We start from the raw sequence: 26,343 nt of genomic DNA, 5'->3' as shown, positions 1-26,343 counted from the left end.
AATGAAAACCATAGGGTTATTGGGCGGTATGAGCTGGGAGTCGACCATTCCTTATTACCGTCAGATCAATGAGCAGGTGAAACAACAACTGGGTGGGCTGCATTCGGCCCGGCTGGTGCTGTACAGCGTGGATTTTCAGCAGATTGAACAGCTGCAGCGCCACGGTGACTGGGCACAGGCCGGTGTTGTGCTGGCGCAGGCGGCTCAGGCACTGCAAGCGGCCGGGGCGGACTTTGTCGTGCTCTGTACCAATACCATGCATAAAGTGGCGGCCGCTATTGAAGCGGCTGTGACTATTCCGCTGCTGCATATTGCCGACCCGACCGCCCAGGCCATTACCGACGCCGGGCTGAAAACCGTCGGCTTGTTAGGCACCCGTTTTACCATGGAGCAGGAGTTTTACCGTGAGCGGCTTGAGTCGCATGGCTTGCAGGTGCTGGTGCCGGACCAGGCTGGCCGCGAGTTGGTGCATCAGGTGATCTATCAGGAGCTCTGTCTGGGCAAGGTGTTGCCGGAATCGCGTCTGCAGTATCAGCAGGTGATGCAACAGCTGGTCGCGCAGGGCGCACAAGCCATTATTCTGGGTTGCACTGAGATAGGCTTATTGGTGGGGCCTGCCGACGCGGCCGTGCCTTTGTTCGATACCACAGCCTTGCACGCCAGGGCCGCTGCAGCCAAGGCGCTGGCATTGTGAATAACCTGGATCTGAATAAATTGAAGCAACAGCTGGTTGCGCTGGAGCAGCAGCTGTTTCAGCCGGAAACCCGAGCCTGCAGACAGACTCTCGACTTACTGATTGCCGATGATTTTGTGGAAATTAATGCGGCCGGGTTGCTCTATGGCAAACAGAATGTGCTGCAGCGCTTGCCGGACGAGCAGCCGCCGCAAATCCAGGCGGGCCATTATCAGCTAAGGTGGTTGGGGCCGGGTCATGCGCAGCTGCTGTATCAGGCCATAGTGACCAGAGTGGGGGCTGAACCGGCTTATTCGCAGCGCTGCTCAATTTGGCGTTGCCAGCAACAGCAGTGGCAGATGATTTATCACCAAGGCACTTTATGCCTGCCATTTGAGATTGAATGAAGTGGTGACCGCTATGACACCAGAACAAATCGGCCAGGCGTACGACCAAATCACCCATTTATGGACCCGAGACAGTTTTAACCGCCACAATGGCCTGGCGCAGTTGCAGCGGGCTATGGCTTTTGTGCGCAGGCCCGGCCCGGCGCTGGATGTCGGCAGTGGCTGCACCGGCCGTTTCTTAGACTTGATGCTGCAGCAAGGCTATCAGCCGCAAGGGCTGGATATTTCAGTGCAGATGCTGCAACTGGCCCGGCAGCGGCATCCGCAGTTGACCTTTTGGGCTGCCGATATAGTCCGCTGGCAACCGATGGAACACTACAGCCTGATCAGCGTCTGGGATTGCCTTTGGCATATCGAGTTGTCGCAGCAGTCCTTGGTGCTGAAAAAACTGATGGCGGCGCTGGCTCCGGGCGGCGTGCTGATGTTTTCGGCCGGTGGGGTTGATGCCCCAGGCGAACATCTGGATGCCAGCATGGGGCCACAGCTGTATTACGCCTCTTTGGGGGTGACAGGCTACATGCAGCTGATTGCTGAACAGGGCCTGCAGTGCCGCCATCTGGAATTTGACCAATACCCTGAATTGCACTGCTGGTTTGTAGTGCAAAAACCTGAACTCAACCAACAACAGGACTAAGCAATGTCAACAATAACAAAGGACAGTCTGACCGCAGCACAACAGGATATGCGCGAGGCTTATCAGCATGGAGCCCCCGGCGTGTTAGCTTCGGCGCTGGTCTGGACCATGGCTGCACTGGTAGTGCTGAATAGCGGCGCCGGTCATGGGGTTTGGGCCTTGTTGATTGGGGGTATCTTTATCCATCCACTGGGGCTGTTGCTGGCCAAACTGGCCGGCCGCAAAGCCGCCCATCAGAAGAGCAACCCTTTAGGGCCGCTGGCGCTGGAAACTACCCTGTGGCTGATGTTTTCCCTGCCGCTGGCCTATGGTTTGTCGCTGTACCGGCTGGACTGGTTTTTCCCGGCCATGTTGCTGGTGATTGGCGGCCGTTATCTGACCTTCCAGACCTTGTATGGCCTGAAGCTGTATTGGGCCTGCGGGATCACGCTGGCTATTGCTGCTTTTGTGGTGCTGGCGACTCAGGCTAATGCCGTCGCTGGTGCAGTAGCTGGTGCTGTGATTGAACTGCTGTTTGCGGTGCTGCTGTATAAACAAGCACAGCAGGCCGTACAGGCGAGGCTTGACTGAAGGCTTTGGCAGTGCTTAATTGCGATGGTTTTTGTTCAAGGACGATTGAAATGTTGAAGTTGTTTTTTGTGTTAGTGATCGCGCTTAGTGCTTTCACTTTGCAGGCAGAGTCGCAAGCTGAGCCCCTGAAGTTGTCGCCGGGGCTATGGGAAGGTATCAGTTCGGACGATATGTTTTACCAAGTGCTGGAAATTAATGAAAAGGGTCCGCACAGGTTAGTTTCCGCCAAATTATCGGCCGGTTTTAAACAAATTGAGTTCTATTTGTTTAGTGATGATCAGGTGAAATGCAGTGTCACTGAATGCATTGTAGAAGCCACTAATACGAGACGTCCTAACGAATTTGTCCGGCTTATTCTTACGCCTTATCTGGATGACTATTTTACAGTGCTACATATTGTGCATGATGAAACAGGCAAGCCCATTTTGAGCGACCACTACAGATTGGCGCAGCAAAAATCGCAGTCCACGGTACGGCGTTTTCTGGATGCCCGTTTACCGCAGCTGAAAGCATTGCAACCCACTTCTGCAGATGTTATGGATGGCGTCTGGATAGGTGTGATGGTTTCTTCGGTTGGAGATGCTGATATGGTGCTATTGGAATTCAGCAGCCAACAAACCTCCACTATGACCCGTTACATCAATGGTATGAGTGTCTCGCATGTGTCCAGTTTTAAACCTGAAGATGTCCGCAAGCAGGGCGAACTTTGGTTGATACAGGGGACGCATCCGATTCAGGGCAGCAACCGTCAGTTGGTGATGCAGCGCAATGGCGACACTTTTATTGAAGGCTACTGGTCAGATTCTTTAAGAGGTCATAGCTCTTATGCCGGTAGCTTCAGGTTAATCCGACTGGGTAAATAAGCTGGTTGCGATAACCAGTTCGAAATAACACTTCGATCAGTCTGGTGGTTGAAGGCTAGGTGACACAGGATCGCCCTAATGCTGCTATTGCTATTATTTGCAAGCCTGATGGCTGGTTTTGGCCTCTGGATGTTGTGCTGGCCGCAACGCTTTGCGGCAGCTGTGCAGCGTTTTTCAGAGCGGAGTTGGTTTCACCGCTTTGAGGTGGGCAGCCGGCTGGTGCTGGCACTGCTGTTTACTGGGCTGGCGTATGAGCAGCCAGAACACTGGCTGTTGGCGCTGGTACTCTGGCTGGCTACTGGGTTTTTACTCTGGCTGGGGCCTGCTAAACACCGGCAGATGGCCAGTCGCATTGCGGTCTGGGGGCTAGCTTTTCGCTGGCTTGGATCACTGGCATTGCTGGTGGCTGCCGCGCTTATCCACTACGCCTTGAACGCCATGCTCTGAGCCGGCTGCTTGGGCTAAAAAGCAAACCATTGGTGGAGCAGCGGTATGGTGTATCGTCATGATGGTACTGACCTTGCGCCGCCGTGCAACTGCTTCAGCTTAAACTGCAGCCGCTGTAATCTGGCGGCACGTTTAACTGGGCGCTAAGGAGTCTCTGATGGCAGAAATCAGCAAAGTACGATTTGTACTGGCAGTAGCAAATCTGGAGCGATCAACGCTTTATTACCAACAGGTACTGGGCATGCAGCTGGAGTTTGAAGCGCCGGGCTGGAGCTTTTTAGCGCTGGGCGCTTTTCGGGTGATGTTGGGGGAATGCACGGATGCCACCCCAGCGCATCAGTTAGGCGATCACTCCTGGTATGGTTACATTACGGTCGATGACGCCGCTGGCCTTTATGCCCAGTACCAACGAACCGGTGCCGAGTTTACTCAGCCACTGGCCGACAAAGCCTGGGGTATGCTTGAGTTTGGTGTTCGCACGCCGGACGGCCACCGGCTGATGTTTGGCCAGGAGCTCTGAAGGGGCTGTTCTGCACAGCCCCTGATGCTATCTACTGTTACTGCAGGCTCAGGTTGCCGCCTTTCACCAGTTGTTGATGGCTGATAAAGCTGCTGCCAAGCGGCTGTTGCTGCCAGCGCCAGCTGGAGCCTGGCTGCTGCGGGCCTTTCAGCTGGTTTTGGATGCGCACTGTGTTGCCGCTGTAATACTTTTTGCTGAGCTGAATAGTGACTTCGTCAAAGCTAGGTTGTACCAAGGCGTAATCCATCAGACCCGGGCTGACCGGGTACAAGCCCAGCATCGAAAATGCCAGCCAGGCCGACATAGTTCCGGTGTCATCATTGCCAGGTAACCCGTCGGGTTTATTACCAAAATGCTGCTGAATTTGTTGCTGCACCCGGGCGCTGCTGCGCCAGCTCTGGCCGGGCACAAAATGGTACAGGTAGGGGTAGGTAATGTCCGGCTCGTTGGCCATATCAAAATTGCCGGTGCTGAAGGTGGCGTCCAGCTGGGTTAAAAAGGCCTGATCGCCGCCCAGCAATTTGATTAAACCCGGTGTGTCATGCGGCACATAAAAACGGTAGTTCCAGGCATTGCCTTCAATATAACCAGGGGCCGGCTCAAAGTTGCGGCCAAGCTCCGGGTTGTAAGGGCTAAGCCATTGGCCATTGCGCTGTTTTGGCCGCAGCATGCCGCTTTCTTTATCAAACAGCAGCCGGTAGTTTTGCGCCCGCTGCCGGTAGGTGTCGGCGTCTTTGGTTTTGCCCAGCGCCCTGGCAAACTGGCTTAAGTTAAAGTCGGCCAGGTAATACTCCAGGCTGGTCGAGACACTGCCGTCATAAGGGCCTTCGTCATCCACCGGCACATAACCCAGTGCTAAATAGTCGCGGTTTTCTGGCCGTAGCAGGTTCTGCTCTGGTTGTTCTGCTGCTCTTTGCATGGCTTTGTAGGCCGCTTCGGTATCAAAGTCGCGAATGCCACGTAAGTAACTGTCGGCAATCATCACTGTGCCGGGGTCGCCCACCATTACCTGGGTTTCCATACCGTACAGTTCCCATTTCGGCAGCCAGCCACTTTCGTTGGCCATGGCCACGGCCGATTGCACCATTTCGCTTTGCAGCTCCGGGTACAACAAGCTCAGCAGCGGGTGCACATTGCGGTTGGTGTCCCACAACGAATAGACGCTGTAGCGGTTTTTGCCGCCGCTATTGCCAAAGCCGCTTTGGCCCATCAGTGGGTAATCGCCGTTGACGTCCTGAATAATATTCGGGTGGATCAGGCTGTGGTACAGCGCGCTGTACAGCAGAGTTTTGTTGTGGTCATTGCCTTTGACCTGCACTTTGTCCAGCAGCTGGTCCCAGGCGGCAACAGACTGCTGGCGGGTTTTGTCAAAGTCGAAACCCGGCTGCTCTGCGTCCAGGTTGGCGCGGGCATTGGCAATGCTGACAAAGGAAATACCCAGCTTCACTTCAATCTGTTCGTTGGCTTTGGTGTTAAAACTAAACCAGGCGCCAATTTCATCGCCGGACATCTCCTGGCGGTAACCCGGATAAGGTTTGATGCTGTTGTTGTACTGCATCCAGTCGGCTTCCACCTTGTGGTACTGCGGCATCTGTTTAAAGGCACCGGTTTGGCTTGCTGCTTTGCTGAAACGGGCGACAAAATACACAGGCCGCACATCTTCCGGGTGGTAACAGAAGGTGCCAATCATCCGGCTGCCTTCGATTTCCTGATCCGACACTATTGTTAAACTGCCGCCGCTTTCATTGGTCAGGCCCAGGCCTAAATTCAGCAGCAGGTGCGACTGACCGGCCGGAAAGGTAAAACGGCTTAAGCCGGTGCGTAAGGTACTGGTCAGCTCGCTGGTCACACCGTATTTATCCAGACTGTGGCGGTAATAACCGGCGCTGGCCTGTTCGGCGGAATAGGTACTGCCGTAGGTTTTGGCATCCAGATTTAACTCGCCTGTGGTTGGCATCAGCAGCAACACCCCGGCTTCCGGGCAGCCGACACCGCTTAAATTCAGGTGGCTGTAACCGGTCAGGTAGTGGTTTTCATAAATGTAACCGCGCGAATTCCAGGCGGCGTCTTTCTCAAATTTATTCAGCTCGCCGCCATAGGCCACATTAAAGGGCGACACCGAGGCCAGCGCATTCGGGTACTGGGCGCCCGGGTGGGTGGCGCCGAAATTGGAGGTGCCAATAAAGGGGTTTACATACTGGCTGTTGCCCGCCAGCACTGTACAGCTGCAACCAAGCAGCAGGCCGAGTAACACTGATTTCATGGCGTTGCACTCATTTCAAATTTCAGTTCACCACCTTGCATCAGTTGCTGGTGGCTTAACATAAAGTGGGTCAGGCGCTGGTTGTTCCAATACACAGCTTTGACATAAGGGTGATCGTCAGCCTGGTCGACCGTACTGATACGCAGCTGTTTGCCGTTTTCCAGCTGCACGACCGCGCTTGTGACTTCCGGGCTGCCTAACACATACTGGCCCGACACCGGGTCGACCGGATAAAAGCCTAAAGCACTGAATAAATACCAGGCCGACATCTGGCCTGCGTCTTCGTTCCCCGCCAGCCCGTCCGGCGCCGTATGGTACAGCTCCTTCATAATGCGGCGCACCAACAGCTGGGTTTTATCTGGCTGGCCCAGGTACTGATACAGGTAAGGCACATGGTGGCTGGGTTCGTTGCCATGCACATACTGGCCTATATACCCAGAGATCCACTCGGGTAGCTCGCCGGGCTTTTGTTCGGTGTTAAACATGGCATCCAGTTTGGCGGCCACTGCCTGTTGACCGCCCATCAGCTCAATCATGCCCGGGATGTCGTGCGGCACAAAAAAGTTGTATTGCCAGGCATTGGCTTCGCAATAGTCTTCCGGGTAATACGCATTAGGGTCAAACGGCTGACGGAATTGGCCTTGCTTATTTTTCGCCCGCATAAAACCCGAGGCCGGGTCGAAATGCTTGCGGTAATTCATCGCGCGTTGCTGAAACTCGGCCGCGACCTGAGGTTGGCCTATGGCGTCCGCCAGCCGGGCTATGGCTGAGTCGTCAAAGGCGTATTCCATGGTCAGCGCGACGTTCCAGTTGCGCTCTTCAAAGGGCACATAGCCCAGTTGCTGGTAGCTGGCCAGACCAAATTCCTGCTGGCGGGCACTGTGCAGCGCGGCTTGCAGCAGCTCTTGTGGGTCCAGCTCAATTTGGCCTTTTAAATAAGCGTCCACCAGCACAGGCACCGAGTGGTAGCCCAGCATCATATCGGTTTCGTTGCCTTCAAAACTCCAGACCGGTAAGCGGCCCACTTCGCGGTAATGCGTCAGCAGGCTTTGCAGCATGTCGGCGTTTTGCTTAGGTTTCACCAGCGTCAGCCAGGGGTGCAAGGCGCGGAAGCTGTCCCATAACGAGAAGAACTCATAGCGTGGCTGGTCTTTGCTTTGATGAATGTTGCCGTCCGGGCCTTTGTAACGGCCGTCCACGTCGGAATAGAGCCGGGGTGCCAAAGCGGCATGGTACATCGCGGTATAAAACTGGGTTTTGTTGTCATCCGACGCCTCCACCTGAATACGATTAAGCTCGCTACGCCAGGCTTGTTCGGCCTGAGCGCGCAGGGCGTCAAAATTCAGCAGTGCAGGTTCGGCCAGCAGATTGGCTTTGGCGTTGTCGATACTGACCGAGCTGATGGCGGTTTGCAGCAGCAGTGGCTGGCCATTCAGTGCAAAATCCATTTCCAGCGCGATATCTACGCCTGAAGCTTCTGCTGAGGACAGGGTTTTAGCGTCGGCAATGATCTGATGGCTGCTGATCGGCTGCGACAACTGGCTGTAAAAATACACCCGCTGGTCTTTGGCCCAGCCGGTGGATTTACGGTAACCGGCAATATGGTACGAGTCGATCACCTGCACATAAGTGGCGGTGGTTTTGTCCCAGTTGCGGCTGTAGCCTAAATCCAGCCGCACCACACCAGTGGTGGTGTTAGCCGGAAAACTGTAGCGCTGCAGACCACTGCGTGGCCCTGCCGTCAGTTCGACATTAATGCCGTAGTCTTGCAGCAGTACCTGGTAATAACCGGCTTTGGCCTGTTCCTGCTGGTGGCTGAAGGTAGAAACTATTGTTCCACCATTTGGGCCGCCTTCCGTCGGCTGGCGCTGAAAAGGCCGGGTCAGCGGCATAAAAGAAATGTCGTACAAGTCGCCAGCGCCCGTGCCGGACAAATGGGTATGGCTAAAGCCGGCAATCAGGTTATCCGGGTAGAAATAACCTGCTATCCAGTCCCAGCCGGTGCGGCCATTGTCCGGGCTTAATTGCACCATGCCATGGGGCACAGTAGCGCCAGGGTAGGTTTTGCCTTTGCCGTCTGTGCCAATCAATGGGTTTACATAAGGCAAAGGGTCAAACGCAGTGGGTGGGGTCTGTGCGCTCTGGCCGCAGCCAAATAACAGCGCCGCCGCCAGGGTCATCACAGCAACTCGCATCCATCTTCCTCCGGACCAGGGGCTTGCGCTGGCTTATGCCAGCGCTTTCAGGCCTAAAGTACGTAACACTTCAAAGCAGGCACATAAGGTGTGGTAGTCACACTTGGCACCGGCGGCGCTTTTCTGGTTGGAGTACTTGCTGTTGTCACGGTGCAACAGACGGAACCAGGCGCCGTATTGGTGATCCACCATATGCTGCCAGCTGTACTGCCAGAGCGACTGGTACTGCTCCAGGTATTTGCTGTCGCCATTTTGCTGGTGCAGCATGGCGGCCGCGGCCAGGCTTTCGGCCTGCACCCAGAAATATTTGTCGTCGTCACACCACTGGCCTTGTGGGTCAAAGCCATAAATCAGGCCGCCGTGCTCAGCGTCCCAGGCTTTGCTGTAGGCTTGATCAAAGAGTGAAGCAGCGCGTTGCAGCATCCAGTCTTCCGGCGCATGGCGGTGCAAAATCAGCAGCAGTTTGGTCCATTCGGTCTGATGGCCAGGCTGGAAACCCCAGGGGCGGTACAGGTTTTTCGGGTCGTCTTTGTTGTAATCCCAGTCGATGCTGAAATCTGGTTTGTAGTGTTCCCACACCAGGCCACCGGTCTGGTCGGCCTGACGCACCGCAATGTTGTAGGCCAGGGTTTTGGCGCGTTGTAAAAACAGCGGCTCGCCACAGGCTTCGAAAGCTGCCAGCATGGCTTCACACAAATGCATATTGGAGTTTTGGCCACGGTAAGGGCTGAGTTCGCCAGCCACGCTGATTTCGTCCGCATAGAGGCCATAATCCGCCTGCCAGAAGCGCTGCTCCAGCAACTGATAAGTGTGTTTTAACGGCTCGGCAGAGTCGATCAGTTTGGCTTTGTACGCCGCCGAATAAGCCAGCAACACAAAGGCATAACCATAAGCCTGTTGGGTCATATCCAGCGGCTGATGGTTGTTTAAGGTCCAGGCGTAGGTCTGTGTTTCTGCCTGCCAGTGCACCTGCTCCAGATAGTTCAGGCCATGCTGAGCTATGGCTTTGTAATCGGCATTGTCATACACCAGGGACGCCAGCGCGTAATTGACAATAATACGGGTGCTGCTGACCAGCTGTTTAAAGTGGGTGTCAAACAGGCTGCCATCGTCCAGATAGTTCTGGTGATACCCGCCGCTTGGGTCCACCACTTTGTCGGTGTAAAAATCCAGAATGCTCTGGCAGTGCTCAAGTAAAAAGGCTTCAGAATAGAAATTCATCACAGGCTCCGGAAAAACGCTGGGTCAAAGTCGGTCGGGGACAGCTGGTGCTGTTGCATCAGCTGGGCTACGGCCTGCTGATCAGGTAAAGCCGGGAAGGCGCCCGGCAACGTCACGGCATAAGCGCCACAGAAACTGGCGAAAGTCAGCAGCTGCTTCAGTAAAGCGGCATCGCTGAATACGGCCTGCTGACTGTTCAGTACGCTCAGACCAAACAACACCCCACCAATAAAGGCGTCGCCGCCTGCTGTGGTGTCGACTGCTTTGACTTTGGGTGGCTGAATGCTGCCACTGTGGTGTTGGCCATAAAAATCGATGCGGTTAGCACCGTCAGTGACCAGCAATAAAGCGCAACCGGCGTGCAGGCAGTCCTGCAGGTACGCCTCGGATTGGCCTTGCGCTAAATACTCGAGCTCATCGCGGGAGAACTTCACTAAATCGGCTTGTTTGACCAGCGCGTTTACCACGTCGCGGTCGGCGGCTCCGGCCGCCCACAGGTTATGGCGCAGGTTCACATCAAAACTAATAAACTGACCGGCGGCTTTGGCCTGCGCGATCAGTGCTGTGGTGCTTTGTGCAATAGCAGGGGTGGTCAGCGTATTGCTGCAAATATGTACCAGGCCGTCCGGGTTGAACCAGTCCGGGCTGATTTGCGCCGGGGTCAGCATCACGTCGGCGGTTTCATGGCGATAAAAGGAAAAACTGCGGTCGCCGCTGTCGTCCAGCATCACAAAGGCCAGGCTGGTTTTGGCGCTGGGGTGGCGCAGTAAAAAACGGGTATCGACACCGTACTGCTCAAGCGCAGACGACAGAAAATCACCAAATTTGTCCGCACCAACCTGGCCGGCAAAACGTGCCTGTCCACCCAGTTGTGCCACAGCAACGGCGGCATTAGCCGGTGCACCGCCCGGATACTGGCGGAATTCCGGCAGGCTGAGTGGCCCCTGGCTGGTTGCACCTATGTGCAGGAAGTCGATCAGTGCTTCGCCGAAACAAAGAACGTTTTTCATGATGTTGCCTTAGTCTCACTTGAGTTGTGGCTGATGTTGCTGCCGGATAAGGCATACCAGCCAATGTAGAAATAGGCCAGTGCTGGTACCAGGAAACTCCATTGCACCGAGCTGGCATCTGCCACCAGACCTTGCAGCAGTGGCAATAAAGCCCCACCAACAATGGCCTGACATAATAAACCTGAGCCCCGGCTGGTTAAGTCGCCCAGACCACGGATGGCCAGAGTGAAAATAGTCGGGAACATAATAGAGTTAAAGAAACCCACTGCCAGTACAGACCAAACGGCGACAGTGCCAGTGCTGTTAATAGTCACCAGCAGTAACAGCACCGCAATTACAGAGTTAAACGCCAGCACATACACAGGCGCAATCCAGCGGGTGATCAGTGCACCGGCAAAACGGCCCAGCATAGCGCCACCCCAATAATAGGACACCATCTGGCTCGCTTGTTGTTCACTCAGGCCGGCAATATCCGGTTGGGCGAAGTAGTTCACCAAAAAGCTGCCAATCGACACTTCAGCACCAACGTAGACAAAAATTGCGATGGCACCAAACACCAGGTGTTTGTGTTGCCAGATGCTGTCTTTCTGTTCGCCTTCAGTGCTGGCCGGGCTGCTCAGCTCCGGCAATTGCAGGAAACGAAAACCAATGGCGGTAGCGACCACGGCTGCGGCCAGGATTAGGTAAGGCAGCTGTACCGCTTTAGCACTGTCGGCATGTAAGGCACCAAAAATCAACGCAGCCCCAAAGAGTGGCGCCAGGGTATGACCCAAGGAGTTAATCGCCTGCGCCAGGCTTAAACGGCTGGCGGCGGTGCGTTCTTCACCCAGAATGGCGACATAAGGGTTGGCCGATACCTGCAAAATAGTAATGCCGCTGGCCAGTACAAACAGGCCCAGCAAAAACACACCATAAACTGCCACTTCGGCGGCCGGGTAAAACAGCAGGCAACCGGCGGCCATGGTCAGCAAGCCGGTAATAATGCCGCGAATATAACCGATGCGTTCAATCAGTTTGCCGGCCAGCGGCGACACAATGAAATAAGCACCAAAAAAACAAAACTGCACCAGCATTGCCTGGAAGTAATTCAGTTCAAAGGCGGCTTTGAGGTGTGGAATTAAAATATCGTTCAGGGCAGTAACAAAACCCCAGATAAAAAACAGGCTGGTCATGGCAGCAAAGGCAAACTGGCTGGATTTACCGCTGCTTTGCACTGCCTGAGCTGAGCTGAAAGTGGCCATAAAATTTCTCTCTGAAAAAGGCCAGAGCAGGGCTCTGGCCAGAAGGGTTAGTGGCTGGTCGACATGGAATAAGGAGCGGCATCCGGGCCGGCAAGCCGGTTCTGGTTCGGCGCCGCGCCCATGCTGAACTGCAGTTCACCGCCTTGCAGCAGTGCCTGATGGCTGAGCCAGCTTTGCGTCTGGGTCTGGCCATTGAACTGCACCTGCTGCACATAAGGGTGGTCAGCCAGGTTGTTGCTGGCGCTGATGGTCAGTTGCTTGCCGTTTGGCAGGCTCAGCACCGCTTTATCAAACAGCGGGCTGCCCAGCACATACTGAGGCACCCCTGGGGTGACAGGGTAAAACCCTAAAGCGCTGAACACATACCAGGCTGAGGTCTGGCCGTTGTCTTCATCACCGGCATAACCATCCGGCGTGGCAGCATAGAGTTTGTCCATCACTTCACGCAGTCGGGCTTCACCTTTCCATGGCTGACCTGCGTAGTTGTACAGGTACAGCATGTGCTGAATAGGCTGGTTGCCATGGGCGTAGTTGCCCATATTCACAATCTGCATTTCGCGGATTTCGTGAATAGTAAAGCCGTAGTAGGAGTCGTCAAACAGCGGCGGCATCTCAAACACCTGGTCCAGTTTGGCGACAAAGGCCTGGTCGCCACCCATTAGTTGCTTTAATCCGGCAATGTCATGGAACACCGACCAGCTGTAATGCAAGGCGTTGCCTTCGGTAAAGGCGTCGCCCCATTTCAGTGGGTTAAAGGGGCTCTGAAAGCTGCCGTCCTGGTTTTTGCCACGCATCCAGCCGCTTTGTGGATCAAACAGCTGCTGGTAGTTATGCGCCCGCTGTAAAAACAGCGCCGCGTCGTCGGTTTTGCCAAGAGCTGTAGCCAGTTGCGACAGGTTAAAGTCGGCAAAAGCGTACTCCAGACTACGGGCCACGTTTTCGTGAATGCCTGAGTCATAAGGCACATAACCCAGCTGGTTGTAGTAGTTCACACCTTCGCGGCCGACCGACTTCACCGGCCGCCCGGCGTCCACTTCAGCGTTCTTTTTCATCGCCTGATACAAGGTGTCGATATCAAAACCCCGCACGCCTTTCATATAGGCGTCGGCGATAATATTGGCCGAGTTGGAGCCGATCATCACATCGCGGTGGCCCGGGCTGGCCCATTCAGGTAACCAGCCGGATTCGTGATAGGTGTTCACCAGGCCTTGCATAATCTGGCTGTTCAGCTCTGGGTACATCAGGCTGAAAAACGGGAATACAGCGCGGAAGGTGTCCCAAAAGCCATTGTCGGTAAATAGATAACCCGGCAGCACCTGGCCATTGTACGGGCTGTAGTGCACCACCTGGTCTTTGGCGTCCAGTTCGTAGAATTTACGTGGGAACAGCAGCACCCGGTACAGGGTGGAATAAAAGGTGCGAACCTGGTCTAGATCCTGGTCGTGCAGGCGGATTTTGCTCAGTTCAGCCTGCCAGCTGGCGCGGGCTTTGCTGCGGGTTTGCTCAAAGTTATCCTTGCCAATTTCGCGCTGCAGGTTGAGTTCAGCCTGTTCAGGGCTGATAAAAGACGAGGCCACTTTCACCTGCACCTGCTCACCTTTTTTGGTTTTAAAACCAATAATGGCGCCAACATGCTGGCCTTCACTTTGAGTGCTGCCTTGCTGTAGTGCCCAGTTGTCGCCCCAGGTGTGGCTCAGCTCGAAGTCTTTATCAAACTGCAGCACAAAGTAGTTATGGAAGTTGCCGGGCACGCCGCCATGGTTGTTGCGGGCATAACCGATAATTTTGCGTTCGGCCGGAATAATCTGCACTTTGGAGCCTTTATCAAAGGCGTCCAGCAGAATGTAGCTGTGCTGGTTATCCGGGAAAGTAAAACGGAACTGGGCAGCGCGTTCAGTCGGTGCTACCTCCGCTGTCACGTCATAGTCGGCCAGGTAGACCGAATAATAATCCGGCCCTGAGGTTTCGGCTTTATGTGAAAACCAGGACGCCCGTTGTTCCTGTTCAAACTTCAGCTCACCTGTGACCGCCATCAGCGAAAAGGCGCCATAGTCGTTCAACCAGGGGCTGGGTTGGTGGGTTTGTTTAATACCACGAATAGTGTCGTCGCGGTATTTGTAAGTCCAGCCGTCGCCCATAGCCGCCGTCATCGGCGTCCAGAAGTGCATGCCCCATGGCATGGCGACGGCCGGATAGGTATTGCCATTGGATAAACTGAACTTGGAGTCGGTGCCCATCAACGGATTGACGTAGCTGACCAAGTCCTGTTGTACCAGATCCACTGGTGCCTGTTGTTGATTCTGCTGCTGGCTGCAAGCCGGTAAAACCAGACTAAAAGCGGCAAGCAGGCTGAGTTGTTTAATAGTTATCATCATTCAGCTCTGATTGTCCCGGTGTTCCTGTTGGCTGCTTTTGTGATCGCCTGGCCATTTGACACCGGTTCATTTTCCCCGGATTTTGACTGTAAACGATTACATTTGATTCTGTCCAGAAAAAAACGGTCTTGTCCTACCAGAGGGATAATAAGCACGGTAAACTGCTACTATTTGGCAAATTTGCCGACTGATGATACCGTTTACATGAAGGATTGTTGACGTAAAAGTAACTGTGAAACGTCAACTAGCCCTGGTGTTTGGCTGAGACAACCTGGCCGTGATTTGTCGGTAGGTTCAGCCTGTGAAAGGTAAGATTTTATCTGCGGATTTAAGAATTTTGTTAGGAAATTCAAAAGGTCATGACCAATATTAAAAAGGTAAGTGAGTTAGCCGGTGTGTCGACGGCAACTGTGTCCAGAACCTTGAAGTCCCCTGATCTGGTGACAGCCCAGACCCGTGAAAAAGTGATGGAAGCGGTAAAACGGGCTGGTTACCGGCCGAACTGGCTGGCCTCCAGCGTCAAATCAGGTAAATCCAATTCCATTGTGGTGCTGGTTCCCAACCTGGTGAACCCGTTTTTTATGCGCATTATTGAAGGCATAGAACAGGCGGCGCAGGAAAATGGTTATTCGGTGCTGCTGGGCGATACCCAAGGCAAAGCCGAGCGGGAAAACGAATACGCCAGCATGGTGCTGACCAACAGAGCCGATGGTTTAATTCAGCTCGACCATTCCTTTCCGTTTTCCGCTGCAGACGCCGAGCTGGCGGCCGTGGTGCCTATGGTCAGTGTCTGTGAACGCATTGAAGGGGAAAAGAAATTTCCTGTCATCGAGTTAGATAACTACGCGGCTGGCCGGGCGTTAAGCCACCATCTGATCAGTTATGGCCATCAGCGCTTTGGCATTATTGCCGGCCAGATTGCCAGCCAGATCCACCATGACCGGCTGGCCGGTATCCGTTCAGTGTTGCAGGAAGAAGGGCTGGAGTTTGACGAGCAAATGCTGGTCGGTGGCAGTTATCAGATAGAGACAGGCATCCGTGGTGTGCAGGACTTATTGAAGTTACCAGTGCGGCCAACCGCCATTGTCTGCTTTAACGACGACATCGCCATTGGTGCTTTGCACGAAATTAAACGCCAGGGCCTGCGGGTGCCGCAGGATATCTCGCTGACCGGCTTCGATAATATCCGGGTGTCGGCCTATATGGACCCGCCACTGACCACAGTGGACCAACCGGCCAACGACATGGGCCGCCGCGCTGTTGAAGTCTTGCTGCAACTGATTAAACGCCAGCCACTCAAACGCAGCCGGGAGATCCTGCCTTTCCATCTGCTCGAACGTGGCAGCAGTGGCCCTGTGCCGCGCCAGACTGCTTAATTTCTGGTCAGATATCTATTTTTATCTAAATAAAAACAACAGCTTGTCTGTTGTTTTTTCTTTTATCGCTCCAGCAAAACTGCGCTGATTCTGAGCTGATGTTGACAGCTAAATAATCCGGGGCTAGTATCTGACGCTGCCTGTAAACGATTACATTTATGTTTATGGCAATGAACTGCTAATACTTAATGGCAGTTGTGTAAGTATTAGAAATATAAAGAAATTATCGGTTCATTTTGGTTTTGATGAATACGATTACATAAAGTCCGAGGGGGAGCCGGTCATGGCTAAACGGAATTCAACAGGGTATACAGATCGTTACAAAGGCTTCGCTAAGTCTTTGTTATATATATCAATGTTCAGCACCATTGGCCTGGCTCAGGCCCAGGAAGAGCAAAGTGCTGAACAAAAGAAAGAACAAGAAGCCCAGACTGAAGTGATCGAAGTCAGGGGTATTCGTGCTTCATCGGCAGAAAACCTGGCGGTGAAGCGGATGTCTCTGGCGACCATTGACGCCATTACCTCAGAAGACATTGGTAAATTCCCGGATAAAAACGTCGCCGACTCGCTGCAGCGGGTGCCAGGTGTCACCATTCAGCGTGACGGTGGTGAAGGCTCCACTGTATCTATCCGCGGCTTATCTTCAGATTTAACTTTCACTCAGCTGAACGGCAATTTCATTGCCTCATCGCCGGGTGAACCGTCACGTTCTTTCTCTTATGCCTTGTTGCCTTCCACCATGATTGACCGGGTTGAGGTGTACAAATCCTCTGAAGCCCGTCTGGACGAAGGTGGTATCGGCGGTACCGTCTTGATGTACAGCCGCAAACCTCTGAGCATGGACGCCAACGAAGGCGTGCTGAATGTCGAATACAGCAACTCCGACATTACCGACAAAAACGAACCTCAGCTCAGCGGTATCTATTCCTGGAAAAATGACGACGAAGATTTCGGTTTCCTGTTCGGTTACACCCAGCAGGACAGAACCAACCGCACCCAGGATTCCCGTATCAACATCATGAACCGTAACTACTACTACGGCGAAATGGTGGACAAACAAACGGTCGCTGGTGGCGCCAAAGGTTATGCCGCCCAGAGTATGGTGCAGGAAGTGCTGGAAGAAGACCGTGAACGCCGCGGTTACCAGGCCACTACGCAATGGCGCATTAACGACAGGTTGGAAGTAGGTTTTAACTATTTCCGTTTTACCCTGGGTTTAAACTCCATTCTGAACCAGCTGGAATACCCGGAGTGGAACAACAACGACAACTACTGGACTGATATCCGCGTCGACGCCGACGCCGAATTTGTCACCGGCATCGACTACTCAGCGGCCGCTTCCGGTACTTTGCTGGACACGCCAATTCCGCGTATCAACGGCGAATACAAAATTGAAGAAGCGACGTCAGACACTTTCGACTTCTTCGCCGATTACGAAGGCGATAACTTTAAATCGCATATCACTTTTGGCCGCACCAAAGCAGAAGGTGGCCCAACTGAAAAATACCGTGCTGCTTACTACGCCGGCGCGTCGTCTGGCTACTACGGCTATGACCTGACCAACAAAAACATGACCACCTACATGGACCCGAACATGATTAATAATCTGGTTCAGGGCATTGGTGGTGAAGCGGACGCCGGTGCGACCGACTCCAGCTTTGTGGCCGGTACTCAGGATGAAGATTACGCCAGCATCGACGTAGACCAGTTCGTTAATCTGGGCATTGTAGAAACCCTGCATTACGGTGCCAAATACCGCAAAGGTAAAATCCACCGTGAAACCCGTAACACCTTCTTCCTGGCGAAAGACTTTGATATTGCTGCAGGCGAAGCGGCCGGCACTATCGACCTGGATGACGACTACTCGAAAAACGGTGGTATTCCACTGATCACGGACGTAATTCTGCCGCAGTCGCTGCAAAACCTGTCTGGTGCTATTAATACCAACCTGTTCCCGGCGGTTGACTGGCGCAAATACCGGCAGATCATCGGGGAAAACTTCCAGAAATACACGCGTTATGAACCGAACTACGTTTATGACGTAGAAGAGGAAATCTCAGCCGCTTATATCCAGGCGGATTACCAGTACCAAAGCCTGCGCGGTAACCTGGGTGTGCGTTTTGTCCGCACCACCACCACCACCGGCTCGTCCGACAAAATTACTTACCGTCTGGACTGGACTGACGACAGCGGCGCCGAGCTGCCAATCGACCAGCAACGGGTGGAAGATTTTGTTTATATCGAAAAAGAAAGCACTGAAACCAAAGCCTTACCCAGCCTGAACCTGGTGTGGGACATTGACGACAACTGGGTACTGCGTGGCGCCGCATCCAAAACTATGGCGCGCCCTGGTTACAACTCGTTAGGCCGTTTCCAGACCTTAACCTACACCTCCAGCGAATACTCAGCAGACCGTTCGTCGGCAGATAACTTCGACGAAGTGATCGATGGCGAAGGCTGGACTGGTTCGGGTGGTAACACTGAACTGAAACCATACGAAGCCACCCAGTTTGACTTGTCACTGGAGTATTACTACGGCAATGGTTCAGGTTTTGGTGCCGCGCTGTTTAAGAAAGACGTCGACAACTTCGTGGTTCCGCTGATCCTGGATATTACCCAGGATATGCCGGTGGAGCAGTTTGAGCTGATCAACGCCGGTAACGAGCTGATCAGTGTCGGCGGCGCCAACCAGCTGGTGCGTGATTTCTCCACCTCAGGTAACGGAACCAACGCGACCGTGAAAGGGATGGAAGTCTTTATGCAGCACTTCTTCGAAAACGGTTTTGGTTTATACGCCAACTACACCCGCACTTTGACCAACCAGGCCAATGTGGAACTCAATGGCGAAAAACTGGGTGAATCGCCGCTGATTGGCAGCTCCAAATACCAGATGAACTTCTCCGCCTTCTACGAAGATGAGTTGTTCAGTGTGCGGGCATCCTACAACAGACGGGGTCCGCGTGTCGGCAGTTACAACTCTGACTGGGAAATGAACTACTACGAAGACGTGTATGACCAGGTCGACGTAAACGCCAGTTACAACCTGACTGAGAGTCTGATTCTGTCTGCCTCCGTCATTAACCTGACCAAATCTGAGGTGTATCAGCATTTGGGCAATGACACCGACAAGCGTTTCATTATGAACGCATACAGCGGCCGCCGGTTCTACGCCGGAGCCACCTACAGATTCTGATCTGTAGCGCCAATGTCAGGTTAACGAAAAGGAAATAAACAGATGAAAACCTTTAAAACAACTCAATCAGCTTTAGCCCTGGCGGTCGCTTTTGGTGTACTGACAGGTTGTGGTGGCGGCAAAGAAGTCGACCCTACGGATGTGCCGGTGCAACTGGATACCACCTCGGCCGATCTGGCCGGTTCAGTGGTCAAAGGCACGTTAAGTAATGCCGCTATTCAGGTCACTCAGCTGAACGGTTCAGCGCTGACCTTAAGCAGCACCCCCCGCACTGATGCAGCGGGCGAAGCCGGTTTCAGCGTGTCAGGCCAGCCTGGTTACGGCATTAACTCAATGCTGAAAATTGCTGTCACAGCCGACGCGCAAAGCCAGATGGTGTGTGACGCCATCAGCTGTGCCGGTACTGCTATGGGTGGCAGCTTGTCAGGTGACAGCCTGACCAGTCTGAAACTGAACACCATGACCTACCTGCAGGTGGCGTACGCCAGCCAGGCAGACAACCAGGCCGACGCGCAGTTTTACGCCAACGCGCTGACCACTATTGCCACAGCACTGGTGGAAAAAGATGTCGCCGGTGGCCGTAACGTCGCTGTGCGTGCCTTGTACGAACTGGCGCTGGCCGACAATGCTCGCCGCGCTCTGCGTGCTTTGGGTCTGGACAGCAAAACCAACGTGTTCAGCACCGCACTGGTCAGTGCCGAAGCTTATGAAAACTTTGTCACTGACACCCAATGTGAAGACGTGGAAGTGACAGACGGTGACGGCAATACCACAGTGCAGGAGCAATGCACCGACGTGCTGGTGGCGCCTGATGTGATCAAGCTGTCACTGCTGAACGCGGCTTTTGCCAACCTGCAATCAAGCGAACAATTTGACCAGCTGTTTACTTCAGCACTGGACGCCATTTACCTGGCGCAGGATGGCGATGAAACGGCACTGGAGCCGCTGCGTCAGCGCTTACTGGATTCCATTGCAGCAGTGCCTTTCCTCGACCAGTTGGGGTTAACGGCAGCAGATGTAGTGGATCTGAAACTGAAGTTTGCTGAAGAGGACGCTGACACAGGCCCAATTCATCGCATTACCACAGCGGCCAACCTGGCGACTGCGGTGATCACCGGCCGTAACCGCATCAGTGACGCCGAAGCCGAACAAAAAGCCTTTGACGGCCTGACCAGCACCAAATGGCTGGACCACAACGACTGGAAAGGCGCGCCAACTGAAGAAAATCCGTCCTGGATCCAAATTCAGTTTGCCACGCCACAGGCGGTGAACACCCTGTCGATCACCAGTGCCAACGACTCACCAAGCCGTGACCCGGAAAACTTTGACGTACTGGGTTCTAACGACGGTGAAACCTGGGTTACTTTAGGCAGCTTTATCGGCGAGACCTTTGATGAGCGCTTTGAAAGCAAAGACTTTAAGTTTGATAACGGTCTGGCCTACAGCTACTACAAGCTGAATATCACCAAAAACAAAGGTGACGACGGCCTGATGCAGCTGGCTGAGATTGAGCTGTTTGGTCCTATCTATCCGGATCTGAAACACCCGACGGCCAATGCCAATATCACAGCGCGCGGTCAAATCAGCGATGCAGAAGCGCCGACCAAAGCCTTTGACGGTGATACCGAAACCAAGTGGCTGGACAACAAAGGTGTCCCAAGCGAAGCAGAGCCTAGCTGGGTACAACTGGATTACCCAGCCCCAGTGGCCGTCAGCTCGCTGGCACTGACCAGTGCCAACGACTCACCAAGCCGTGACCCGGAAAACTTTAACCTGCAAGGCTCGAACGACGGTGTGACCTGGGTCACCTTAGGCTCCTGGTTGGGCGAATCCTTTGACGAGCGTTTTGAGCGTCAGAGCTTCCGTGTCGATAACAGCCTGGCGTTTAGCAGCTACCGCCTGAATATCACCAAAAACAAAGGTGATGACGTGTTAATGCAGGTGGCTGAAATTGAACTGATTGGCCCTGAAGTGCCTGGCCTGAACCATGGCCGCAGCAGTGGTGTACAAATCACTGGCCGTGCCGCTATCAGTGATGGTGAAGCTGTGACCAAAGCCTTTGACGGCGACAGCAGCACCAAGTGGCTGGATAACGAAGCTGTTCCTACAGCGGCGGCTCCGGCCTGGGCTGAGATCAGTCTGCCAACGGCACAGGCTGTGACACAACTGGCGCTGACCAGTGCCAATGATGCACCAGACCGTGACCCGGAAAACTTTACACTGCAGGCGTCGAAAGACGGTGAAACCTGGATTGACCTGGCCAGCTGGTTAGGCGTGAGCTTTGATGCACGCTTTCAGCGCCAGATCTTCTCGGTGGGCAACCAGTTAGGTTTCCCTTACTACCGTCTGAACATCACCAAAAACAAAGGTGATGCCAACCTGATGCAAGTCGCCGAAATTGAACTGATTGGTCCGCAGCACCAGGCCGTGGTGCACAGCCATCAGGCCGGTGTGGCCATTACAGGCCGGGCTGCTATCAGCGACAACGAAGCGGCGGGCAAAGCCTTTGACGGCGACAGCAGCACCAAGTGGCTGGACAACGAAGCTGTACCTACAGCCGAAGCGCCAAGCTGGGTTGAGCTGGATATGGGCTCTGAAGTCATTGTGAATGCGCTGGCGCTGACCAGTGCCAACGATGCGCCAGACCGTGATCCGGAAAACTTCAGCCTGTTAGGCTCGAACGACGGCGAAAGCTGGTTTACTGTGGGGTCATGGATTGGTGAAACCTTTGACCAGCGGTTTGAACGCAAGCTGTTCAATACCGGCAGTGGCCGCGCCTTCCGCTTTTACCGGGTGGAGATCAGCAAAAACAAAGGTGACAGCAACCTGATGCAGGTGGCTGAAATCGAACTGATCGGCCCTGACATCTAACCTGGCTGCAACAGCCATGCAGGCTCCGGAATTCCGGAGCCTGGTTTTACAGGATTCGCGACATGATTCAGATCAGTAAGGGGCTGCAAACTTCTGCAGCAAAAGGCGACGAGCTGCTATTTGTCGGCATAGACGGTGGTGCCAGCCATTGCCGTGCTTTGTTGCAAAACACGGCCAGCGTCAGTCTGGGCAGCGGCAAAAGCGGCCCGGCCAACCCGGTCAATGGTCTGGAACAATGCAAAAACTCTATTCTGGCTGCTGTGACTGAAGCCCTGCAACAGGCAGGCCTCAGCACGGCAGACTTTTCCCGTCTGGTGGTGGGGGCTGGCCTGGCTGGCCTGCATTTACCGGCGATGCGTGACGCCTTGGCGTTATGGCAGCACCCTTTTCATTCGTTATACCTGACCACAGACTTGCATGCGGCCGCTGCCGGAGCCCACCAGGGGCTGGATGGCGCTGTGCTGATCCTTGGCACCGGCTTCAGTTCGCTGGCCAATGTGGCGGGTAAACAAACTCAGGTTGGCGGTTATGGTTTTCCTATTAATGCCACCTGCAGCGGTTCCTGGTTTGGTCTGGAAGCGGTGAAGGCGGTGTTATTGGACGCCGATGGCGTCGGGCTGCCGACCAGCCTGACCCAACATATGCTGGCCTGTTGCACTGCCACTGAGCTGGCGCAGCAACTGATGAACGCCAGTGCCACCGAATTTGCCCGTTATGCCCCGCTGGTGTTCAGTGCGGCAGACGCTGGCGACAAAGTCAGCCTGGGCTTGATCCAGCAAGGCGCCAGCTTCGTCAATCAGGTGATCCGTCGTTTATTGGCCTGTGGTGCCGACCGGCTGGCGCTGATTGGCGGCATTACCGAACGTATTAAACCCTGGCTGGACCCTCAGCTGGCGGCCTGCATTACGCCAGCACTGGCGTCGCCTGAGCAGGGTGCCATCTTGTTAGCCCGCCAGCAACGCACCAGCCTGCAGGGAGCAACCCAATGAGATCACGGCGCGATTTTCTGAAACTGTCTGCCTTATTGGGCGTGACAGGTCTGTTTAAAAGCCAGCAGGTGCTGGCGGCTCCGGCCAGTGTCAATAAACCTGTGGTGGTGTCGACCTGGGAACATGGCATGCCTGCCAATGAAGCGGCCTGGCAAGTACTGAGCAAAGGCGGCCGGGCGCTCGACGCGGTTGAAGCCGGGGTGCGGGTGCCGGAAGCGGACCCGAAAGTGCGCACTGTCGGTTACGGCGGTTACCCGGATAAAAACGGCATTGTCACCTTAGACGCCTGCATTATGGATGAAAACATGAACTGCGGTTCAGTGGCCTTTTTGCAGAATATTAAACACCCGATTTCCGTGGCCCGCGCCGTAATGGAGAAAACACCACATGTAATGCTGGTCGGTGAAGGTGCCAAACAATTTGCCTTGTCGCAGGGCTTTGTCGAAGAAGACCTGCTGACAGCAGAAAGCAAAGCCGACTGGCTGGCCTGGCAAAAAGACCAGCAGTTGCAACTGATTAATATCGAAAACCACGACACTATCGGCATGCTGGCGCTGGACGCCAACGGCAACTTAAGTGGTGCCTGCACCACCAGTGGCGCCGCCTACAAAATGCATGGCCGGGTCGGTGATTCACCCATTATTGGGGCCGGTTTGTATGTGGACAACGAGGTGGGTGCCGCCACAGCCACAGGTATGGGCGAGCTGATGATCAAAACCGTCGGCAGCCACCTGGTAGTGGAGCTGATGCGTCAGGGTGCGAGCCCGGAGCAGGCCTGCCGTGAAGCTGTCGAACGTATCGCCCGCAAAATTGGTGATTACGCTGCGTTTCAGGTGGGCTTTTTAGCCTTAAACCGGCAGGGCCAGTACGGTGCATTCTGTATTCAGCCTGGTTTTAACTACGCCGTGCGTCAGCAAAGCGGCAGCCAGCTGATTGACGGCAAAAGTCTGCTCGGAGCCAAAGCCTGATGCGAAGTTTGTTCTGGTGCTGTGTAGCGCTGTGCAGCGGTCTGGCGCAGCCAGTTGTTTCAGCGCAGCCAGCAGAAAGGACGCAGGCCGCTGGCCTTCAGCCAGCCGAACCACCTTTTGCGCTGACGCTGCAGCAACTGGCGGACTGGACAGAGCAGGGCGCAACCGCCAGTGCAGCCAACCGCAGCCAGGTGCCTTTAGCCCGGCGACAAAGCGCACCGCTGGACGGGCTGACAGTGCAGGACACACAAGCCAAAGTGCTGTACGCGCCAGATGGCATGAATAACTTTGGTAATTATTTAACGCCCCAGCCGCAGTTCAATCTGTATAGCTTTAGCCACTGGTCGCAAATCGACATTCTGAACTGGTTTGCCGGCACTGCCGATCTGACGGTACAAATTCCGGCGCGGCCCTGGGTCGATACCGCCCATAAAAATGGCGTTAAGGTGATAGGTTCGGTGTTTCTTGGCATCGCCCAGTGGGGTGGCAACCCGGATACCGTCGAAGCGCTGCTGCAGCAAGACAGTCAGGGCCGTTTTGTGCTGGCCGAACAGCTGATCCGCATTGCAGAATTTTATGGTTTTGACGGTTGGCTGGTGAATCAGGAAACCGATTTAACCGCAGTGAAAGATGCCGCCAACCAATTGGTGAAAGGCCAGAAAAACCCACAACGTGGTGCTGAGCTGGCCACTCGTTTGCTGGCTTTTATGCAGTACCTGACCGCCCGCGCGCCCCAAGGCATGGAAATTCATTGGTACGACTCCATGCTGCCCTCCGGCGTGGTGCGCTGGCAAAACCAGTTGAATGAACAGAACCAGCGTTATTTGCAGGGCGCGGTGCGCAGCAGTGACGCTATGTTTCTGAATTATTGGTGGGACCAGCCGATGATCCGCCAGTCGGCCGAACGCGCTGTGATGCTGGGCCGCAGCCCTTATGAGGTGTACACAGGCGCCGATTTATGGCCAAGCCGCACTGCCCAACGAGCTTTTAGCCAGACCCGCTGGCTGGATGATTTATTTGTCGACGGTAAAGCGCTGACCTCCATCGCACTCTTTGCGCCTAATGTGAATTTTAACTTCGACGGTGAAGCCGACACCCCGGCCTTTAGTCAATTCCAACACCAGCCAGACGATGTGCAGCGGTTTTACCAGACTGAGCAGCGGCTGTTTGCCGGTGACGATTTAAACCAGGCCGTTACAGACGCATCCGGCTGGAAAGGACTGGGCGCGTATCTGGCCGCCAAAACCAGCTTGCTTAGCCTGCCGTTTCAGACCCGCTTTAACACAGGCCATGGCAAACAGCTGTGGCAACAAGGCCAGGCTGGCGGTGCGCCCTGGAGCGATATCAGCCAACAAGACCTGCTACCAACCTGGCAATTTGCCGTGTTGGGCGACCCTGGTGTGAAGTTGTTTTATGACTTTGACCGCGCCTGGTCCGGTGGCAGCTCGCTGGCTATACAGCGCAGCGGCAGTCGCCAGCCCAGCCATAGTCCACTCTTCCGCACCGCGTTGCCTGTCAGCGACAAGACTCAGCTGAAACTGCGGGTCTGGGGTCAGGCCGAAGGCATCAGCCTTTATCTGCAGACCGCGACAGGTCAACGTCTGACTCTGCCACTGCAAAACAGTGCCAACTGGCAACAACTGATCGCCCGCTGGCCAGAGCTGGCAGGCCAGCAGCTGGTGGAAATTGGAGTCGTGCTAAGCGCAGGGGATACCCCGCTGGATGCCCGTATTGGCGAACTGGAGCTGTTGCCATGATCACAGTGGAAGCCTGTATTAACGCCGACAATTTGCAGGCCCTGCCGGGCGATTTACAGGCCGCTATCAGCGCAGGTGCCCGTCGGGTTGAGCTTTGTGGTGCTATGCATCAAGACGGTTTAACCCCGTCGCCAGCCGCAGTAGCGACTGCCCGTCAGGCGCTGGCAGATGTGCCGGGGTTGCTGGTGATGATCCGGCCGCGTGACGGTGACTTTTGCTACAGCAGCGCTGAGCTGCTGCAGATGCAACACAGCATTGAGATGGCGGCACAGGCTGGTGCTGATGGTGTGGTGCTGGGGCTGTTAACGGCCGGGGGCCAACTGGATGTCTCCCGGTTAAAACCTTTGCTGGCGCAAAGCCAGGCCGCCGGCCTGCAGGTCACTTTTCACCGCGCTTTTGACGCCTTGCCCGACCCGCTGGTCGCCTTAGAGCAATTGGCCGATTTGGGTGTGCAGCGCATTTTAACCGCAGGCACCGCCTGGGGCAGTGGTCTGGGCATTCTGGATGGTTTACCTCTGGTGCAGCAGTTATTGCAACAGGCCGCTGGCCGGTTGGAGCTGGTACTGGGTGGAGGGGTGAATGCGCAGAATTTGCCGCAGTTGCTGCCTGCTTTGCAGCGCTGGCGCCAGGGTTTTTCTATCCATAGTTATTCCGCCTTACTGAGCCAGGGCCGGGTCGACCCGGACAAGGTCAGTCAGCTGGTACAGTTGTGCCGCTGAAAGGTGTTACACCACGTCAGCAATGGCGTCACTTAAGTCATTACAAGAGCA

General features: G+C 54.7%; 20 protein-coding genes. 14 read left to right on the top strand and 6 right to left on the bottom strand.

Annotation, left to right across the window (positions count from 1 at the left end; translation table 11 throughout):
- Nucleotide 1: 1 nt before the first annotated feature.
- The 7 genes from WKJ03_RS12020 to WKJ03_RS11990 all read left to right on the top strand — a co-directional run bounded on the left by WKJ03_RS12020 (nt 2) and on the right by WKJ03_RS11990 (nt 4,114).
- Nucleotides 2-694: an aspartate/glutamate racemase family protein gene (locus tag WKJ03_RS12020; protein WP_337842454.1), complete on the top strand. Its 693-nt coding sequence runs from the start codon at nt 2-4 to the stop codon at nt 692-694.
- Complete coding sequence (locus WKJ03_RS12015) at nt 691-1,080, top strand: DUF4440 domain-containing protein (RefSeq protein ID WP_337842453.1); 390 nt, start codon at nt 691-693, stop codon at nt 1,078-1,080. The genes WKJ03_RS12020 and WKJ03_RS12015 overlap by 4 nt, the downstream gene beginning before the upstream one ends.
- Before the next feature lie 13 nt (nt 1,081-1,093).
- Nucleotides 1,094-1,714: a class I SAM-dependent methyltransferase gene (locus WKJ03_RS12010; RefSeq protein ID WP_337842452.1), complete on the top strand. Its 621-nt coding sequence runs from the start codon at nt 1,094-1,096 to the stop codon at nt 1,712-1,714.
- Between the two features lie 3 nt (nt 1,715-1,717).
- A complete protein-coding gene (locus tag WKJ03_RS12005) occupies nt 1,718-2,284 on the top strand; it encodes a hypothetical protein (RefSeq protein ID WP_337842451.1) in 567 nt (188 codons plus the stop codon).
- 50 nt (nt 2,285-2,334) lie between these two features.
- A complete protein-coding gene (locus WKJ03_RS12000; protein ID WP_337842450.1) occupies nt 2,335-3,147 on the top strand; it encodes a hypothetical protein in 813 nt (270 codons plus the stop codon).
- Nucleotides 3,148-3,225: 78 nt separating this feature from the next.
- Nucleotides 3,226-3,594: a hypothetical protein gene (locus WKJ03_RS11995; RefSeq protein WP_337842449.1), complete on the top strand. Its 369-nt coding sequence runs from the start codon at nt 3,226-3,228 to the stop codon at nt 3,592-3,594.
- Nucleotides 3,595-3,751: 157 nt separating this feature from the next.
- Complete coding sequence (locus WKJ03_RS11990) at nt 3,752-4,114, top strand: VOC family protein (protein WP_337842448.1); 363 nt, start codon at nt 3,752-3,754, stop codon at nt 4,112-4,114.
- A gap of 37 nt (nt 4,115-4,151) precedes the next feature.
- Here WKJ03_RS11990 and WKJ03_RS11985 read toward each other — a convergent pair whose 3' ends face one another.
- From WKJ03_RS11985 to WKJ03_RS11960, 6 genes are read right to left on the bottom strand one after another with little or no spacing between them, the layout of a single operon-like run.
- Complete coding sequence (locus WKJ03_RS11985; RefSeq protein ID WP_337842447.1) at nt 4,152-6,377, bottom strand: GH92 family glycosyl hydrolase; 2,226 nt, start codon at nt 6,375-6,377, stop codon at nt 4,152-4,154.
- A complete protein-coding gene (locus WKJ03_RS11980) occupies nt 6,374-8,572 on the bottom strand; it encodes a GH92 family glycosyl hydrolase (RefSeq protein WP_337842446.1) in 2,199 nt (732 codons plus the stop codon). Before WKJ03_RS11980 ends, WKJ03_RS11985 begins: the two co-directional genes overlap by 4 nt.
- A gap of 33 nt (nt 8,573-8,605) precedes the next feature.
- The gene (locus tag WKJ03_RS11975; RefSeq protein ID WP_337842445.1) at nt 8,606-9,793 is read right to left on the bottom strand and encodes an AGE family epimerase/isomerase; all 1,188 of its coding nucleotides are present in this window, start codon (nt 9,791-9,793) and stop codon (nt 8,606-8,608) included.
- Nucleotides 9,793-10,803 carry a carbohydrate kinase gene (locus WKJ03_RS11970; protein WP_337842444.1) on the bottom strand — a complete coding sequence of 337 codons (1,011 nt, stop codon included), beginning with the start codon at nt 10,801-10,803 and terminating at the stop codon, nt 9,793-9,795. Before WKJ03_RS11970 ends, WKJ03_RS11975 begins: the two co-directional genes overlap by 1 nt.
- Entirely contained in the window at nt 10,800-12,044 is a 1,245-nt protein-coding gene (locus WKJ03_RS11965; protein ID WP_337842443.1) for a sugar MFS transporter, read from the bottom strand. Before WKJ03_RS11965 ends, WKJ03_RS11970 begins: the two co-directional genes overlap by 4 nt.
- A 47-nt stretch (nt 12,045-12,091) precedes the next feature.
- A complete protein-coding gene (locus WKJ03_RS11960) occupies nt 12,092-14,419 on the bottom strand; it encodes a GH92 family glycosyl hydrolase (RefSeq protein WP_337842442.1) in 2,328 nt (775 codons plus the stop codon).
- Between the two features lie 359 nt (nt 14,420-14,778).
- On the opposite strand from WKJ03_RS11960, the gene WKJ03_RS11955 reads away from it, so the two are divergent.
- The 7 genes from WKJ03_RS11955 to WKJ03_RS11925 all read left to right on the top strand — a co-directional run bounded on the left by WKJ03_RS11955 (nt 14,779) and on the right by WKJ03_RS11925 (nt 26,292).
- Complete coding sequence (locus WKJ03_RS11955) at nt 14,779-15,795, top strand: LacI family DNA-binding transcriptional regulator (protein WP_337842441.1); 1,017 nt, start codon at nt 14,779-14,781, stop codon at nt 15,793-15,795.
- 283 nt (nt 15,796-16,078) lie between these two features.
- The gene (locus WKJ03_RS11950) at nt 16,079-18,988 is read left to right on the top strand and encodes a TonB-dependent receptor (RefSeq protein WP_337842440.1); all 2,910 of its coding nucleotides are present in this window, start codon (nt 16,079-16,081) and stop codon (nt 18,986-18,988) included.
- Nucleotides 18,989-19,030: 42 nt separating this feature from the next.
- Entirely contained in the window at nt 19,031-21,859 is a 2,829-nt protein-coding gene (locus tag WKJ03_RS11945; RefSeq protein WP_337842439.1) for a discoidin domain-containing protein, read from the top strand.
- Between the two features lie 62 nt (nt 21,860-21,921).
- Nucleotides 21,922-22,848 carry a BadF/BadG/BcrA/BcrD ATPase family protein gene (locus WKJ03_RS11940; RefSeq protein ID WP_337842438.1) on the top strand — a complete coding sequence of 309 codons (927 nt, stop codon included), beginning with the start codon at nt 21,922-21,924 and terminating at the stop codon, nt 22,846-22,848.
- Complete coding sequence (locus WKJ03_RS11935) at nt 22,845-23,816, top strand: N(4)-(beta-N-acetylglucosaminyl)-L-asparaginase (RefSeq protein WP_337842437.1); 972 nt, start codon at nt 22,845-22,847, stop codon at nt 23,814-23,816. The genes WKJ03_RS11940 and WKJ03_RS11935 overlap by 4 nt, the downstream gene beginning before the upstream one ends.
- Entirely contained in the window at nt 23,816-25,573 is a 1,758-nt protein-coding gene (locus WKJ03_RS11930) for an endo-beta-N-acetylglucosaminidase (RefSeq protein WP_337842436.1), read from the top strand. The genes WKJ03_RS11935 and WKJ03_RS11930 overlap by 1 nt, the downstream gene beginning before the upstream one ends.
- Entirely contained in the window at nt 25,570-26,292 is a 723-nt protein-coding gene (locus WKJ03_RS11925; RefSeq protein WP_337842435.1) for a copper homeostasis protein CutC, read from the top strand. Before WKJ03_RS11930 ends, WKJ03_RS11925 begins: the two co-directional genes overlap by 4 nt.
- The last annotated feature ends 51 nt before the right edge of the window (nt 26,293-26,343 follow it).

The sequence above is a fragment of the Rheinheimera sp. genome (assembly GCF_037442525.1).
Classification (GTDB): domain Bacteria; phylum Pseudomonadota; class Gammaproteobacteria; order Enterobacterales; family Alteromonadaceae; genus Pararheinheimera.
Note: the sequence above shows the minus strand (reverse complement) of the source record. Positions and strands in the feature narration are given on the sequence as shown.